The sequence below is a fragment of the Corynebacterium haematomassiliense genome, assembly GCF_013978595.1.
Classification (GTDB): domain Bacteria; phylum Actinomycetota; class Actinomycetes; order Mycobacteriales; family Mycobacteriaceae; genus Corynebacterium; species Corynebacterium lehmanniae.
In genome coordinates, this window is sequence record NZ_JACDTZ010000002.1 from 347653 (window position 1) to 361696 (window position 14044).

Below are 14044 nucleotides of genomic sequence, written 5' to 3' on the forward strand. Positions count from 1 at the left end.
GAGCTGCCGCCTCACAGCACCTTGAAGGAGACCAGCTTGCCGTCGCAGATTTTCGCGGCGTAGGCCCTCCTGGTGCCGTCTTGAGTTTCGACGGTGCCGAAGAATTCACCGCCCTCGCGGGCGTGGCAGGTAACCACCTGGAGCCTGTCCGCCGCGGGGGCGGTGCTTGTCGGTGCGTTTGTTAGCGCCGCCGCGTGCTGGCGGGCGCGGATGTGGGCGCGCACCGCAGGCGCGAAGCGCCAGGCCATCATGGACGTGGCGCGGTGTTTGCTCAGCGCGGCGTTGAGCGCTTCCGCCACGACCGGTTCGACCTCGGCGGCAGCGTTCGGCGGCGGAGCCGCGGACCCGGAGTTGCGCGCTTGGATGAGCCGGCCGAGCACGGCTGGGCTCCGGTTCAGCTGCGGCACGAGCACTTGCACGTGCCGGTGCCCTGGGGCGGTGTAGTACATGGCGGGTGTCCTCCCTCAACTGAGCGGGAATGCGTAGCGGAGGGGGACGGGCGTGGCTCGGGGTAGGTAGTATTGTCCACGTTCGCAGCCGCCCGTGTAAAGGGTGTGCTCACTACAGTAGGCATCCGCGACGCAACCAACGAAAGAGGGAACCCTTGCAGGGCTTGATCATCGATTACGCAGGAGTGCTGGACACCGGTGCAGAGGACGAGCAGCGCTGGAAGACCCTCATTGAAGCGGTGAAGGCGAAGGACATCGCCGTGGGCATCCTCTCCAACGAGGAAGGCGACGGCGAGATGGCGGAAAAGATCCGCGAGTGGGAATTCGGCGGCGTGGTCGACGCTGTTGTGCTCTCCGGCGAGATCGGGGCGGAAAAGCCGGAGCGCGCCGCGTTCCAGGCCGCGGCCGACGCGATCGGGGTGGACCTGAACGATTGCGTGATGATCGACGACGACATCATGAACGTCCGCGCCGCGGTCGAATACAACATGATCGGCATCCTGCACACCGCCATCGACCGCACCGCGGTGGAGATCCAGTCCCTGTTCGATGTCGAGGCCGAGTTCTAGTGCGCGTCTACATCCCCGCCACCTTCGGCATGCTCGCGGCGCTGGAGGACAACCGCCTGATCCACGCCCGCAACGGCTGGGCGTTCGCGGCCACCGAGGCGCTGCACGAGTTTTTCACCTCCGGCGACCAGGAGGAGATCGAGGCCGTGGCGTTCGACGACGCGGCGATGGCGTCCATCCGCCTGTTGGCCATCGGCGATGAGGAGCGCCACCCGCACCGCCGCGTGGTGGTCTCCGCGGACGTGCCGGATTCCCAGGCCACCCCGGATCCGGAAATGGGCGAGTCCGTGGTGAAGCTGTCCGCGCCGGTGAACTTCGAGGACATCGCCGCGATCCACGTGGACATCGCGGAGGCCGAGGAGGCCACCGCGAAGGCGATCGAGGTCATCGACGCCGCCGACCTGGGCGACGAGGACGCTGAGCTTGCCGTGGGCGACGCCCAGGACAACTACATGGCGTTCTACGACCCGAGCGAGCTACCGGTGCTCGTCGAGCTGCTTTAGCTCCCACTCGTTGTTGGAGTGCAGGGCAGCCAACAGGCCACGCACTGCCGCGGCTCGGCGGCCGACGGGGGAGGCCGGGTCCAGCTCGTCCCAGGCGCACTCCGGATCCGCCGGGGGACCCAGGTGCGTGCAGCCGCGGGGGCAGCGCTGCGCCGCCTCTTTCAAGTCCGGGAACACGTCCACGATTTCTTCGGGGGAGACGTGCGCCAGGCCGAAGGAGCGGATGCCGGGGGTGTCGATGATCCAGCCGCCGCCGGGCACCTCGAGGGCCACGGACTGGGTGGAGGTGTGCCGACCCTTGCCTACGCCGGAAACCTCGCCGGTTTCGCGGTCCGCGTCCGGCACGATGCGGTTGACCAAGGTGGACTTGCCCACGCCGGAGTGGCCGATAAGGGCGGAGACGTGCCCGTCGATAAGCTTTAGCAGCTGCTCCACGCCGTCCTCGACGCCGGTGCGCAGCACCTCCACGCCCATGGCCTCGAGCTCGCGCTCGAAGTCGGAGGGGTCCGCGAGATCGGTTTTGGTCACGCACACCACCGGGGTCACGCCGCCGACGAAGGCGGCGATCAGGGCGCGCTCAACAAAGCCGGTGCGCGGCGGCGGATCCGCGGCCGCGACCACGATGAGCAACAGCTGCGCGTTGGCGACGATGATGCGCTCATACGGGTCCGTGTCGTCCGCGGTGCGGCGCAGCACCGAGGTGCGCTCCTCGCGTTTGACGATGCGGGCGAGGGTGTCTTTCGCGCCCGAGGTGTCGCCGACCACGCCGACGCGGTCGCCCACCTCGATGGAGGTGCGCTTGAGCTCGCGGGCGCGGGTGCACTGCAGGCGGGTGCCGGCATCATCGAGCACCACACCCCAGCGGCCGCGGTCCTTGGCCACGACGAGGCCGAACTCGGCGTCGTCGTGCGTGGGGCGGTTCTTCGAGCGCGGGCGCGAGCCCTTGCCGGGGCGCACGCGCACATCGGACTCGTCGTAATCGGCGAAGCTGCGGCCCATTACTGCGCCACCACCTCCGCCCACATGTCGGCGAACCCGGGCAGCGTCTTGGCGGTGGTCTCGATGTTTTCCACCTCGACACCGTCCACCACCAGGCCGATGATCGCGCCGGCGGTGGCCATGCGGTGGTCGTCGTAGGTGTGCCAAGCCCCGCCGCGCATCCGGGCCGGGGTGATGCGCAGCCCGTCGCCGAGCTCCTCGCAGTTGCCGCCCAGTCCGTTGATTTCTCGTGAGAGCGCGGCCAGGCGGTCGGTTTCGTGGCCGCGCAGGTGGGCGATGCCGGTCAGCTCGCTCGGGGTGGTGGCGCAGGCGGCGATGGCGGCGACGGTGGGGGCGAGCTCGCCGATGTCGCTCATGTCGATGCGGATGCCGCGCAGGTTGCCGGCCTCCGGGCCGCGCACGCGCAGGGTGTGGCCGGCGCCGGCGGCCTCCAGCTCCACTTCGCAGCCCATGCGCTCCAGGATGGACTGCATAGTCGCGCCCGGCTGGGTAGTGGTCACCGGCCAGCTCGGGATGCGCACCTCGCCGCCCGTGACTGCCGCGGCGGCCAGAAACGGCGCGGCGTTGGACAGGTCCGGCTCGACCTCCCAGTGCGTGCCGCGGATTTCCTGCGGCTCCACGGACCAGGAGCTGGGGGTGGCCTGCACCTCAACGCCGGCGTCTTCCAACATCGCCACGGTCATCTCGATGTGCGGCATCGACGGCAGGGTGCCGCCGGTGTGGCGGATCTGCACGCCGCGCTCGAACCGGGGCGCGGCGAGCAGCAGGCCGGAGACGAACTGGGAGGAGCCGGATGCGTCGATCTCCACCGGGCCGCCTTCGGCGCGGCCGGTGCCGTGGACGGTAAACGGCAGTGCGTCGCCCGCGACGGAAACCCCCAGGGTGCGCAACGCGTCCAGGATGGTGGACATGGGGCGTTTGCGGGCGTGGGCGTCGCCGTCGAAAAGCACGGGCCCATCCGCGAACGCCGCGACGGGCGGCACGAACCGCATCACGGTGCCCGCCAGGCCGCAGTCGACCTCGGCGGAGCGCAGCTTGCCCGGGGAGACGCGGATGGTTTCGCCGTCGCGCTCGATGGCGGTGCCCATGGCGCGCAGCGCATCTTCCATCAGGTCCGTGTCGCGCGAGCGCAGCGCCCCGACGATGGTGGACGGGCCGGCCGCGAGCGCCGACAAAATGTAGGCGCGGTTGGTCATGGATTTGGACCCGGGCACCTTCTGCGTGTGGGTGATCGGGCTGGGGTGAAACGGCGCAGGCCACATTTCGGTCATGGAAGTCATGATAATGGAGGGCATGTGCGGACGATTCGTTCTTTTCACGTCAGGCGACGACCTTGTGCAGGAGGTGGCGGGCTTGCCCGGCATCGCGGAAGTTGAGGCCCCAGACGGCACCCCGCCGCCGCGCTACAACATCGCGCCCACCCAGCAGGTGCCGCTGATCAGGGTTGCGGAAAGTGCCGCGCGTATCGACGCCGCGCGGTGGGGCCTGCTGCCCACCTGGAAGAAGGACGAGACCGGCCCGCCGCTATTCAACGCCCGGGGCGAGACGGTGGCCGAGAAGCCGTCCTTCCGCAGCGCGTTCAAGGCGCGGCGCGGGCTGATGGTGCTGGACGGCTACTACGAGTGGAAGCAGACGGAAAGCGGCAAGCAGCCGTACTTCGTGCGCCCGAAAGACGGCATGCTCTACGCCGCCGCGCTGTGGGAGACGGGGCTGGACCGCCTCTCCACCACCATGGTCACCACCGAGGCCACGGAGAACATGGCGTGGCTGCACCACCGCCTGCCGCTGTTCTTGCGCGAAGACGAGATCCGCACCTGGGTCGACGGCACCCCGGAGGAAGCCCTGGAGCTGGTGCACCCCTCCCGCGTGGCGGAGTCCTTGGTGTGGAACGAGGCGGCCCAGGAGGTGGGCAACACCAGAAACGACTACGCGGAGCTGATGGGCGACGCCCGCTAAGGCCGCGGGCGCCGAAGCTACGGAGCACTGATTGGCGCGAACTCCGCCCTGGTCAGCTCCGCCAAGTCGCGCGGTGCGAGGCGGGCGGACAAGCCGCGCTGGCCGGCGGAGACGGTGACGGCGGGCAGGTCGGCCACGGAGGCGTCGATAAGCGTTGCAAGCTTGTGCATCGTGCCAAGCGGAGAGATGCCGCCGACGACGTAGCCGGTAGCGCGCTGCGCTTTGGCCGGATCTGCCATCTCCGCGCGCTTCCAGCCGAGCGCTTTCGCCGCGGCCTTTAAGGAAAGGTGCCCGGCCACCGGCACGCAGCAGATGGCAAGATCGCGCTCGTGGGCGACGACCAACGTCTTTAACACCGCGGCCGGATCCAAACCGAGCTCGGCCGCAGAATGCTCGCCGAAGTGGTCTTGGCTGGGGGAGTAGGTGAGCACCTCGTGGTCGGTGCCTTTCAGTGCCGTCAATGCGCGGGTTTTCTCGGCCATGGCCACAGGGTAGCGCGCGCAGAAGGTGGCCCTACAATGGCTCACATGCCCGAAACCGAGCCAGACGCAGGCGTGAGCGATGACCTGAAGGCGCGCTTCAACGAGGAAGCGATGCCGCTTTTGGACCAGCTGTACGGCGGCGCGCTGCGCATGACGCGCAACCCGCAGGACGCCGAGGACCTGGTGCAGGAGACCTATTTAAAGGCCTACAAAAACTTCGGCAGTTTCACCCCCGGCACCAACCTCAAGGCGTGGCTGTACCGGATTATGACGAACACGTACATCAACTCCTACCGCAAGAAGCAGCGCCGCCCGCTGGAAACCTCCGCGGACGAGGTGACGGACAACCAGCTTTACACCTCCAGCTCGCACGACTCCACCGGCCTGGAGTCCGCGGAGGTGGAGGCGCTGAAAGCCATGCCGAACTCGCGGATCTCGGAGGCGCTCAACGCGTTGAACGAGGACTACCGCATGGTGGTCTACTACGCGGATGTGGAGGGGATGGCCTACAAGGAGATCGCGGATGTGATGGACATTCCCATCGGCACCGTGATGAGCCGGCTGCACCGGGGAAGAAAACAGCTCCGCGGGATGTTGAAGGACGTGGCGAAGGAACGCGGCATCGGCCTCGACCACGCTGACATGGCGGATGCCGCCGGCAAACAGGACGCGAAGGAGAAGTAATGTCCACCGGACACACCCACACCGACGCTCACGGCTGCGACGCCACCCACCGTTTGTTGTGCGAGCTGTTCGATGCCGACACTGCGCCTGAGCGCCGCGAGGAAATCAAGAACGACCTGGCGTCCTGCCCGGAGTGCCTGGCCGTCGCCCAGTCTGAGCGCGACGTGCGCGCCATGGTGCGCGAGTGCTGCGGCCCCGCGAAGGCCCCGGAGCCGTTGCGCCAGCGCATCATCGCCTCCATTACCACGGTGAGCTACACCGAAGTTCGCTATAGATAAGGCCTCTGTTTCCCGCCCGCAGCCTGTAGGTTGCGGGCTTTTTGCTTTGCGACGGCGTCCTGCCGCCGCAGCGGGGGTAAAGAACGGGGGTAGTGGGGGTTTCCGGATTGCTGAACAATCTGCGGATCATTGAACAATCCAGGGGTTTTCGGGGGATTCTGGGGGGAAACCACCAAATCTGAGAGAGTATGAATTGTATGGTCAACCGGAACATGCAGGTAGACGCGAGATTAGTGAAATCTATGCAGAAAAACACCTTAACGTGCATAAAATGCAGTGATAGTGGATTGTTGAACCATCCGCGCGCGATTGCAGTTTGATCGTTGAACAATACTGACGAAACCCCGGAACGCGCCCCGGATTGATGAACAATCCGCAGCTAGGAACGGGTGGAAACGTTGAACAATCCGGAAAGAATGTTCAACGATTTACGGAGTTTTTCAGCCTGGCGGCGAGCGGTTTACCTGCGCATATTCGGCGCATAAACTCATGGATGTCACAAAGAGAAAAACACACACCAAGGAGTCACCGAGATGCGAGCAGCATTCCGAAACACCATCGCCGCAGCAGTTGCCGCAGCCATCGCCATCTCCGGCGCCGACGTCGCACACGCCGCCCAAGAGATCGAGCTCGCACCGGTGCGCACCAACACCGCCACCCTCGTTGACTCCGACGGCGACGGCCTGCCGGACATCTGGGAAGAGCAAGGCGTCGTCCTCGCCGACGGCACCGAGATCCCCCTGCCGGATTGGGGCGCGGACCCCGAACGCCCGGATCTGTTCATGCAGCTGAACTGGATGTCGTCGGAATACGACACCTTGAAGTGCGACACCCACGCGGCACGCGAGTGCGCCAACGCCAACCGCACCTCCTACGCCCCGTCGACGCAGAGCCTGGACGATTTAGTGGACCTGTTTGCCGACCACGGCATTAGCCTGCACATCGACGCTGGCGAGCACTACACCAACATCCCCAACTACTCCGACGCCCACGGCGGCGAGACGCTAGAGTACCGCGATTCGTACTTTGACCCGAGCAAGTTTGAGGCGTTCCAGCTCATTAACACCATCAACAACCTTGGTGACCGCGCCAACATCTTCCGCCCCGGTGTGCTGGGCGATAGGATGCGCGCCGGCTCCAACGCCACGGGCCTGTCGCTGGTGGGCGATAACTCCTTCTACGTGGCCAACCCAGGCGGCATGGCAAACGCTGAGCAGGTGCGAAACACCATCCTGCACGAGTTCGGCCACACCCTGGGTCTGCGCCACTGGGGCGCACAAGAGTTCGTCCGCGACATTGTGGAAGGTTCCCCGATGCAGGCCGGCTACCAGTCGGTGATGAACTACGACCATCAGTTTGACTACTTCAACTACTCCGAGCAGGGCTACTTCGCCGACACCCCGGCAGGCAAGGTCTTCGTTCCGGCGGACTGGGACAAGCTCCAGATGGCCAACACCCGCATCGGCGCCTACGCCGAGTCCATCGGCGCCCGCGTTGACATCGCCGACAAGGCTGAGGTCGAGGAGATCGAGCAGCCGGAGGAGGTCGTCGAGGTTGAGAAGCCGGAGCCTGTCGAGGTTGCCGACGTGCACGAGATGGTCGAGCTGGTCCCGGCCGAGGAAATCGCCGACGAGCCGGCTGCCGAGGCCGAGGCTCAGCCGGGTGTCGTCCCCGCCAAGGCGGAGCAGCCGGTGAAGGACGATCCGAAGGTCGAAGCGAAAGCCGAGGCCAAGGTCAAGGTTGAGGTCAAGCCCGCCAAGGCTGAGGCTCCCAAGCAGGCTGACAGCCAGGTCAACGTCGCGGCCATCATCGGCGGTGTCGTCGCAGCCCTAGCAGCCCTGGGCATCGGCGCAGCATTCCTCGCAATGCGCTAAGAGTAAGGCTGGCCGGTAGGTAGAAACCAACAAGCGGGCCCTTCCCGAAATGGGAAGGGCCCGCTTGCTACTTCGTTTTACCGCGCTTTAAGAGTTGGGGCGCTTACCGCGGTTCGCGCTCTTCTTACGACGGTCCTTGCGCTTGCGACCACGCTTGCTCATGGGGGCCTCCTTTGGATATGGGTACCGGTTACAGATGTTCCACTGTATAGCCCTGCACTGCTGGCAAGGTAATCCGGCGGAGTTTTACGCCGACAGGCGTGCGCGGTTGCGGGCGCGGGCCTTGTTGCGGCGCTTGAGCGCGCGGCGCTCCTCCTCGGACAGACCGCCCCAGACGCCGGCGTCCTGGCCGGTCTCCAGTGCCCACTTCAGGCACTGGGAGGTGACGGGGCAGCGGTGGCAGACCAGCTTGGCCTGCGCGATCTGGCTCAGTGCCGGGCCGGAGTTACCGACGGGGAAGAACAGTTCCGGGTCCTCGTCGCGGCAAATAGCTTCGTGGCGCCAATCCATGATGGTGACTCTCCTTTAAATGGTGTGGGTTGAATCCATGTGCAATTACGTGCGCACCACAAACACCCGCATTTGGCGGATGCGTTGCAAACGAAGTTTGATTCCTGGTGCCGGGCGGAGTGTCCCGTTGGATGCGGGACCCGTCTTCCGGTTTACCGGGCGTTAACCCTGTGGTGGCTTAGGGTTAAGGGCTGTGTAACCAGCCCGTTGTTTTTGCTACCCGGAAATAATGGCATGTTCACCTACACCGCGCTAGGGGTGCGTGCCAAATTGTGACGGGAATCATAGAATCTAACACTGCTTTCGTCGGCCGGGGTTGGGTGCGGGGTGCGTCCGGAGGGCGTCGACAAGCAATGTGACCTGCAGAAAGGCTAGCACCCTTCGAGATAGGCTACCGTCAAATCGCGCAACGCAAATGGGAGCGCAAGCCGGTGGGGCCTAGACTGCTTCGATGTGGAAACCAACAACAACCCCGCCCCGAATAGGTCCGAAGTTGCGCATGGAACCGTGCCCGCAGTGATGCGTTTCAGCGCAGTGGTGGTGCTTCTGCAGTGCGCCGCGATGTTCATCTACGCGGCCTCTTTGATCGTCTCCCAGTTCACCGAGCACACATCGACGCTGGAATCGGACTCCCCCGCAGCGAACTACGTCAACATCGGCACCGCGACGTTCCTTGCGATCATCTTCGGCTACATCGCCTACGCCGCGGTGAGCACGCTGAAAGGCAACCCCCGCGCCACCGGCGCGATCGTGCTGGTGGAAGCGATACTGGCGGGCGTGGCCGTGTACATGTTCCGCGGCGGCGTGCCGCTGCTGGGCGCGGCGACGCTGGCGTCCGCGGTGCTCGCGCTCATCGGCATCTTCCACCCGGCCACACGCGAGTACAACGAGGCGCGCTACGCGCAACGCAAAGCGCGGCGCACCCAGTAGAGCGCCGCGCTAGGGGGAGGGGGTAAGGCCGTTTGTTTAGGTGTTGGCCTTCAACACAACAACTTCGTCTCCGCGCTTTTCCACCACGGTGGCACCGGCGGAAGAGATGTGCACCGGGCCGGAGTAGTCGCCGCGGTCGACTGGGATGATCTTGTCCACGGCGTTTTTATCCCAATCCACCACGGCAATGCCGCTGTCGGAGGCGTAGAGCAGCTTTTCACCGGCGGAAAAGCCCGTGCCCAGCGCGCCCTGGAACACACCGGTGACGGCGAGCGCCGCGGGCTCCATCAGCAGCAGGGAGTTGTTCTCCCAGTACGTCATGTGGTGTGGTAGGTCAGCCACAGGCAGATTCTTCACAATGCCGTCTGGGCCAAGCTCGGGGCTGTCCATCTGCGGCACTGACGAGGAGCTGATGTTGGTGCCCTCCTTGTCGTAACCGCGGACCTCGGAGGTCGTCGGGTCGTAGACCGCAGCGGCATCCTGCGAGATGGACACCAAGTACGCGTCCGGGCTGATCTCCACGTCGGCGACAACTTCGGGCTTGCGCGAATCTTCCGGGGTGGCTTCCTGCAGGCGCAAATACGCGCCGTCGTCGCATATTTCGGTGACGGCCACAAGCTCCGTGCGGGTCAGCGCGGAGGTGATGGTGCACTCGTTGGGCTGCATGTCCGGCTCCTGCTTCGCCTCCACATAGCCGTATTCCACGGTGCGCACCAGGTCGGAGCGCCACACCTCGGCGCGCTGGGAGCTGGCGTAGCCCACCCGGTCGTTCGACGCCAAGCGCACCACGTTGTCCGGCGCGCTAGCCGAGCGGGTGCCGGCGTACTTGCCGGTCTTCGCGTCGATGGCAACCACGTCGCCGCAGCCCGCGTTGTCGCGGTAGGTGGCCACAACCTTGCCCCAGGCCTGGTCCACCAGGCACAGCTCGTTGGGACGCTCGTACGTCCACGCCGTCTCACCCTCCGGGGTAGTGGCGGTGAGCGTGTGGTCGTTGTACGTGATCACCATGCCGCTGGCCACCAGCGGCTGGTCGCGGCCGGACGTGTCCGGCAGGGAAAAGCCTTCGCTGAAAGACCTCGGCACCACGGCGAGTTGCCCGTAGTCCTGGTGTTCTTCCTGGGCAGAATCCAGGTGCGCGTCGCGCGCGGGGGCGGTGAAAAAGGCGGTGCCCAGCAGCAGCGCTGAGACACCTGCGATCACTCCGGTAGCGATCAGGTCGCCGCGGGTGCGACGCAGGGGAGAATTCATCGCCGTTTCCTTCCTGAGGCTCGTGCTGGGCGTGCCCCGAGCACTTTACGCGGGCGTCCCACTCGTGCTGTAGCTGAGTCCGGGATATCCAAGGTCTCGTGCAGCTCCGGCGAGGTGGAGAACCACTCCGGCAGCTCGCGGGCACCCAGCGACAGCTCGTCGTTAATCGCTTCCCACTTGCGCACCTCGTCGTAGCCCACCAGCGTGACAGCGGTGCCGTTCTTGCCGGCGCGGCCGGTGCGGCCGATGCGGTGCACGTACGTCATCGGGTCATCCGGAGTTTGGAAGTTGATCACGTGGGTGACGTCTTCGACGTCGATGCCGCGGGCGGCGACGTCGGTGGCGACGAGGATGTCGGCCGAGCTGCGTCGAAAAGCATCGAGCGCCGCCTCGCGCGCACGCTGGCCAAGATCGCCGTGGACCGCGGCGACGGTAAAGCCGCGCTGCGCGAGGTCTTCCGCAAGCTCCGCGGCGGAGCGCTTCGTGCGGGCGAAGATGATGGTGCGCCCGCGGCCGCGGGCCTGGAGGATGCGCGCGACCACTTCGGGCTTGTCCATGCGGTGGGACTTCAGCGCCACCTGGCGGGTGGTGTCGTGGGTGCGCGGGGCGTCGGCGGACTCGGCGCGGATGTGCACCGGAGTGTTCATCTTCGCGCGCGCAAGCGAAAGAATCGGACCCGGCATGGTGGCGGAAAACAGCATCGTCTGCGCGTCATCGCGCACCGCCGCCCAGAGCTTTTCGATGTCGGGCAAGAAGCCCATGTCCAGCATCTCGTCCGCCTCGTCGAGCACCAGAATCGCCACGGTGGATAGTGTGAGGTCGCCGCGCTCGTGCAGGTCTATCAGGCGCCCGGGCGTGCCGACGACCACGTCCACGCCCGCTTCCAGCGCCGCAATCTGGTCCTCGTACGGGCGGCCGCCGTAAATCGTGGTCACGCGCACCGGCGTCTCGGAGGCGGCGTAGGCGAGGTCGTCGCCGACCTGCACGGCGAGCTCGCGGGTGGGCACAATCACCAGCGCGCGCGGGGTGCCGTCGAGCTCGTCGATGTCGGCGTCGTCAAACACGCGGTCTAAGAGCGGGACACCGAAACCGAACGTCTTGCCCATGCCGGTGCGGGCTTGCCCGATGATGTCCCGGCCCGCCAGCGCGCGGGGCAGCGTGAGCTCCTGAATGGAAAAGGGGCGCACTATGCCGCGCTGCGCCAGCGCATCGGTGATTTCAGCGGCGACGCCCAGCTGAACAAACGTCGGCGGCAGCGATTTGTCGCCAGCCGGGGCGCCAGTTGAGGCGCGGTTGTGTTCACTCTCAGCTGAATAGGGCACGCGTTTATCTTAACTACAGGCCGTTACAATGGGCACACCGTGCGCGCGGGCCGGATAAGGCCCGCCGCCTTCGAGTAATGAACCAAGTGCGAAGGACAGTGAGCGACACTATGGATATCAAGATCGGTCTTGCAGACAGCCCCCGCGAACTGACGATCAAGCTGCCGGAGGGTCAAGACGACATCATCTCCACCGTGGAGCAGGCCATTGACGGCGGCCAGGCCACCTTAAAGGTGGAGGACGACAAGGGCCGCGTGTACCTCATCCGCACCGACCGCATCGTCTACGTGGAGCAGGGTACTGCCGCAGCCCGATCCGTCGGGTTCATGCGCTAAATTACGCATTTATGGCACAACGGCACGGCGCACATGAGCGGGACGCCCACGGCGGCTCCATCGGGGGCGGCCACGCGGCGCACCGCCGCCCCAGCGACGGCGAATACGGCGCCCGTGACGCCGCCGACGATGATTTCGGCGACTGGTTTGATAGCTGGGACCTCGAACCCGAAGGCGTCAAGTCTGCCCGCCCGCGTCGCCGCGCCGAAAAGCCCACTCCCCGCGCCGCACACGCTGAAGCAGGCGACAGTAAGCTCGCCGCGTTTGCGCAGGAGTACGGCTGGCGCGCCTACGCCATCCCCGTGCTGGCAGTGATCACCGTGTTCGTGCTGATCAACATGTTCCAAAACCCGGAGGACCTCGCAGTCGGGGCCACCGGTTCCTCCGCTGAAACGGAAGATGCTGGCGCGTCCTCGCCCGCGCAGCGCGAGGAAGACCCGGACGGTGGCGTGAAGCCGCTGGAACCGGCGAAGATCGCGGAAGGGCAGTTCGATCCGCACGATCTGCCGCCGGGCGGGCCGTACACCACCACCGGAGCCGGCACCTTCTACGAAGTGGGTGCTCCAGGCATGACCGCAGGCGAAGGTACCGAGTTGGTGGTGCGCTTCGCCGTGGAGGTCGAGCATGGCATCGACACCTCGGGCTACGGCGGGGATGAGGCGTTTGCGCACATGGTTGACGCGACGTTGAGCGATCCGCGCGGTTGGATCAACGACCCGCGCTTCCGCTTCGAGCACGTCAGCGTCAACGACGACCCGTCGCTGAAAATCCGTCTGACCTCTTTGGACACCACGGCGGAGCTGTGCGGCGTGCAGATCGGCACCGAGACCAGCTGCCGCACCCGCATCACGGGCGAGGACACGGTGCTGCTCAACGAGTCGCGCTGGGTGCGAGGCGCCGTGCCGTTCCAGGGTGATCTGGGCAGCTACCGCCAGTACCTGATCAACCACGAGGTGGGCCACGCCGTGGGCTTTGCGGAGCACGTGCCGTGCCCGGAGCCGAACGCGCTGGCGCCGATCATGATGCAGCAGACCTTAAGCCTGAACAATGCGCAGCTGCGGGAGATGAGCCCGGAGGACAATTACCCGGACAATCCGGACACCTGCCGGCCGAACCCGTGGCCCTACCCGCGCCCCGCGGCGCTGTAGGAGGCTGTAGGTGGCAGAGCAAACGGCACAGCAGATCCCCGGACATGTGTTGTCGGCGTTCCAGCTCGACGGCCGCGCGGGCATCCCTTTAGGCCCGGAGTGGGACAACGGCGTGCGCTTCGGCCGGGTGGTGGTCTCCGAGGCCAGCGACACTGCGGCCTGGTCCGGCAAGGCCCGCGATCATGCCGGCGAGTTCGGGGCGGGCATCGCGGTGTCGCGCCCGGTGCGCGCCACTGACGGCCGCTTGGTCGTCGGTGGCTTCAAGGCCAGCGAGTTTGTTGAGGGCCAGGTGCGCGCGCGTATCGACGAGGCCGTGTCCGCCGCCCTGCGCTACGACGAGGCGATGGCCGGGGTCGAGGCGCCGGCGGCGGACCGCGGCGACGCGTTCGCTACGGCAGAGCGCGCGGTGTGGCGCGACTACACGCCGCAGCCAGACGACGTTGTGGCGCACATGGATTTTGCGTCCTGCCTGCTCTTTTCCGGGGATATGGTGCCGACGTTGACGGACCTTGTGCCGTCTTCAGGCAAACGCCCCCGCGGCTTTACCGCGGCGCTGGTGATTGTGGACGGGCTGTTAGCGAAGGCCTGCGATGCTGCCGTGCTGGACCGGTGGGCGCACGTGCCGGGGCTGCGGGGGCTGGCGCGGCGCGCGCTGGAGTACCGCCTGGCCTGCGCGAGAGCTGCAGGTTCGGACATACGTTCGATGGCTGAGGGGGTTGGTCGGGCGCTCGTGTCGGAGTGAGTGACACAATCAACG

The 14044-nt window shown here is 66.2% G+C and carries 18 protein-coding genes; 10 read left to right on the forward strand and 8 right to left on the reverse strand.

Features of this window, described 5'->3' with window-relative positions; all coding sequences use genetic code 11:
- Positions 1–11 precede the first annotated feature (11 nt).
- Positions 12–449: a hypothetical protein gene (locus H0193_RS11025; RefSeq protein ID WP_070476165.1), complete on the reverse strand. Its 438-nt coding sequence runs from the start codon at positions 447–449 to the stop codon at positions 12–14.
- A gap of 155 nt (positions 450–604) precedes the next feature.
- Between H0193_RS11025 and H0193_RS11030 the strand changes: the two genes are divergently transcribed.
- Positions 605–1018 carry an HAD family hydrolase gene (locus tag H0193_RS11030; RefSeq protein ID WP_181889954.1) on the forward strand — a complete coding sequence of 138 codons (414 nt, stop codon included), beginning with the start codon at positions 605–607 and terminating at the stop codon, positions 1016–1018.
- A complete protein-coding gene (locus H0193_RS11035) occupies positions 1018–1521 on the forward strand; it encodes a DUF6912 family protein (protein WP_181889955.1) in 504 nt (167 codons plus the stop codon). The genes H0193_RS11030 and H0193_RS11035 overlap by 1 nt, the downstream gene beginning before the upstream one ends.
- Here the strand turns inward: H0193_RS11035 and rsgA are convergent.
- Positions 1495–2520, reverse strand: coding sequence for a ribosome small subunit-dependent GTPase A (gene rsgA / locus H0193_RS11040; RefSeq protein ID WP_181889956.1), 1026 nt, complete (start codon positions 2518–2520; stop codon positions 1495–1497). The genes H0193_RS11035 and rsgA overlap by 27 nt on opposite strands.
- The gene (aroA, locus tag H0193_RS11045; RefSeq protein ID WP_181889957.1) at positions 2520–3791 is read right to left on the reverse strand and encodes a 3-phosphoshikimate 1-carboxyvinyltransferase; all 1272 of its coding nucleotides are present in this window, start codon (positions 3789–3791) and stop codon (positions 2520–2522) included. The genes rsgA and aroA overlap by 1 nt, the downstream gene beginning before the upstream one ends.
- A gap of 22 nt (positions 3792–3813) precedes the next feature.
- On the opposite strand from aroA, the gene H0193_RS11050 reads away from it, so the two are divergent.
- Complete coding sequence (locus H0193_RS11050) at positions 3814–4476, forward strand: SOS response-associated peptidase (RefSeq protein WP_181890061.1); 663 nt, start codon at positions 3814–3816, stop codon at positions 4474–4476.
- A 17-nt stretch (positions 4477–4493) separates the two neighbouring features.
- Here the strand turns inward: H0193_RS11050 and ybaK are convergent, their stop codons facing one another.
- Positions 4494–4958, reverse strand: a complete 465-nt coding sequence (gene ybaK / locus H0193_RS11055) for a Cys-tRNA(Pro) deacylase (protein WP_181889958.1) — start codon at positions 4956–4958, stop codon at positions 4494–4496.
- 45 nt (positions 4959–5003) lie between these two features.
- On the opposite strand from ybaK, the gene H0193_RS11060 reads away from it, so the two are divergent.
- The 3 genes from H0193_RS11060 (at position 5004) to H0193_RS11070 (ending at position 7794) form a co-directional block, all read left to right on the forward strand.
- Positions 5004–5642: a sigma-70 family RNA polymerase sigma factor gene (locus H0193_RS11060; RefSeq protein ID WP_181889959.1), complete on the forward strand. Its 639-nt coding sequence runs from the start codon at positions 5004–5006 to the stop codon at positions 5640–5642.
- Positions 5642–5920, forward strand: coding sequence for a mycothiol system anti-sigma-R factor (locus H0193_RS11065; RefSeq protein ID WP_181889960.1), 279 nt, complete (start codon positions 5642–5644; stop codon positions 5918–5920). Before H0193_RS11060 ends, H0193_RS11065 begins: the two co-directional genes overlap by 1 nt.
- A gap of 533 nt (positions 5921–6453) precedes the next feature.
- A complete protein-coding gene (locus H0193_RS11070) occupies positions 6454–7794 on the forward strand; it encodes a zinc metalloprotease (protein ID WP_181889961.1) in 1341 nt (446 codons plus the stop codon).
- An 87-nt stretch (positions 7795–7881) separates the two neighbouring features.
- Here the strand turns inward: H0193_RS11070 and H0193_RS12605 are convergent, their stop codons facing one another.
- Both H0193_RS12605 and H0193_RS11075 read right to left on the reverse strand, forming a co-directional pair.
- Positions 7882–7956 (reverse strand): 50S ribosomal protein bL37, encoded by a 75-nt coding sequence (locus H0193_RS12605; protein ID WP_095066802.1) that lies wholly within the window; start codon positions 7954–7956, stop codon positions 7882–7884.
- An 84-nt stretch (positions 7957–8040) separates the two neighbouring features.
- On the reverse strand, positions 8041–8304 hold the full coding sequence (locus H0193_RS11075) for a WhiB family transcriptional regulator (RefSeq protein WP_034997533.1): 264 nt from the start codon (positions 8302–8304) through the stop codon (positions 8041–8043).
- 507 nt (positions 8305–8811) lie between these two features.
- Here H0193_RS11075 and H0193_RS11080 point away from each other — a divergent pair.
- The gene (locus H0193_RS11080) at positions 8812–9234 is read left to right on the forward strand and encodes a hypothetical protein (protein ID WP_338026660.1); all 423 of its coding nucleotides are present in this window, start codon (positions 8812–8814) and stop codon (positions 9232–9234) included.
- 36 nt (positions 9235–9270) lie between these two features.
- Here the strand turns inward: H0193_RS11080 and H0193_RS11085 are convergent, their stop codons facing one another.
- Positions 9271–10482, reverse strand: a complete 1212-nt coding sequence (locus H0193_RS11085; RefSeq protein ID WP_181889962.1) for an Rv3212 family protein — start codon at positions 10480–10482, stop codon at positions 9271–9273.
- The gene (locus H0193_RS11090) at positions 10479–11738 is read right to left on the reverse strand and encodes a DEAD/DEAH box helicase (protein WP_202032306.1); all 1260 of its coding nucleotides are present in this window, start codon (positions 11736–11738) and stop codon (positions 10479–10481) included. The genes H0193_RS11085 and H0193_RS11090 overlap by 4 nt, the downstream gene beginning before the upstream one ends.
- Before the next feature lie 176 nt (positions 11739–11914).
- Here H0193_RS11090 and H0193_RS11095 point away from each other — a divergent pair, with 176 nt between their 5' ends.
- Genes H0193_RS11095 through H0193_RS11105 form a run of 3 tightly spaced genes read left to right on the forward strand, consistent with a single transcriptional unit; the run spans position 11915 to position 14029 of the window.
- Entirely contained in the window at positions 11915–12139 is a 225-nt protein-coding gene (locus H0193_RS11095; RefSeq protein WP_181889964.1) for a DUF3107 domain-containing protein, read from the forward strand.
- Between the two features lie 11 nt (positions 12140–12150).
- Positions 12151–13287 carry a DUF3152 domain-containing protein gene (locus H0193_RS11100; RefSeq protein WP_181889965.1) on the forward strand — a complete coding sequence of 379 codons (1137 nt, stop codon included), beginning with the start codon at positions 12151–12153 and terminating at the stop codon, positions 13285–13287.
- A gap of 10 nt (positions 13288–13297) precedes the next feature.
- Positions 13298–14029, forward strand: a complete 732-nt coding sequence (locus H0193_RS11105; RefSeq protein WP_181889966.1) for a hypothetical protein — start codon at positions 13298–13300, stop codon at positions 14027–14029.
- The last annotated feature ends 15 nt before the right edge of the window (positions 14030–14044 follow it).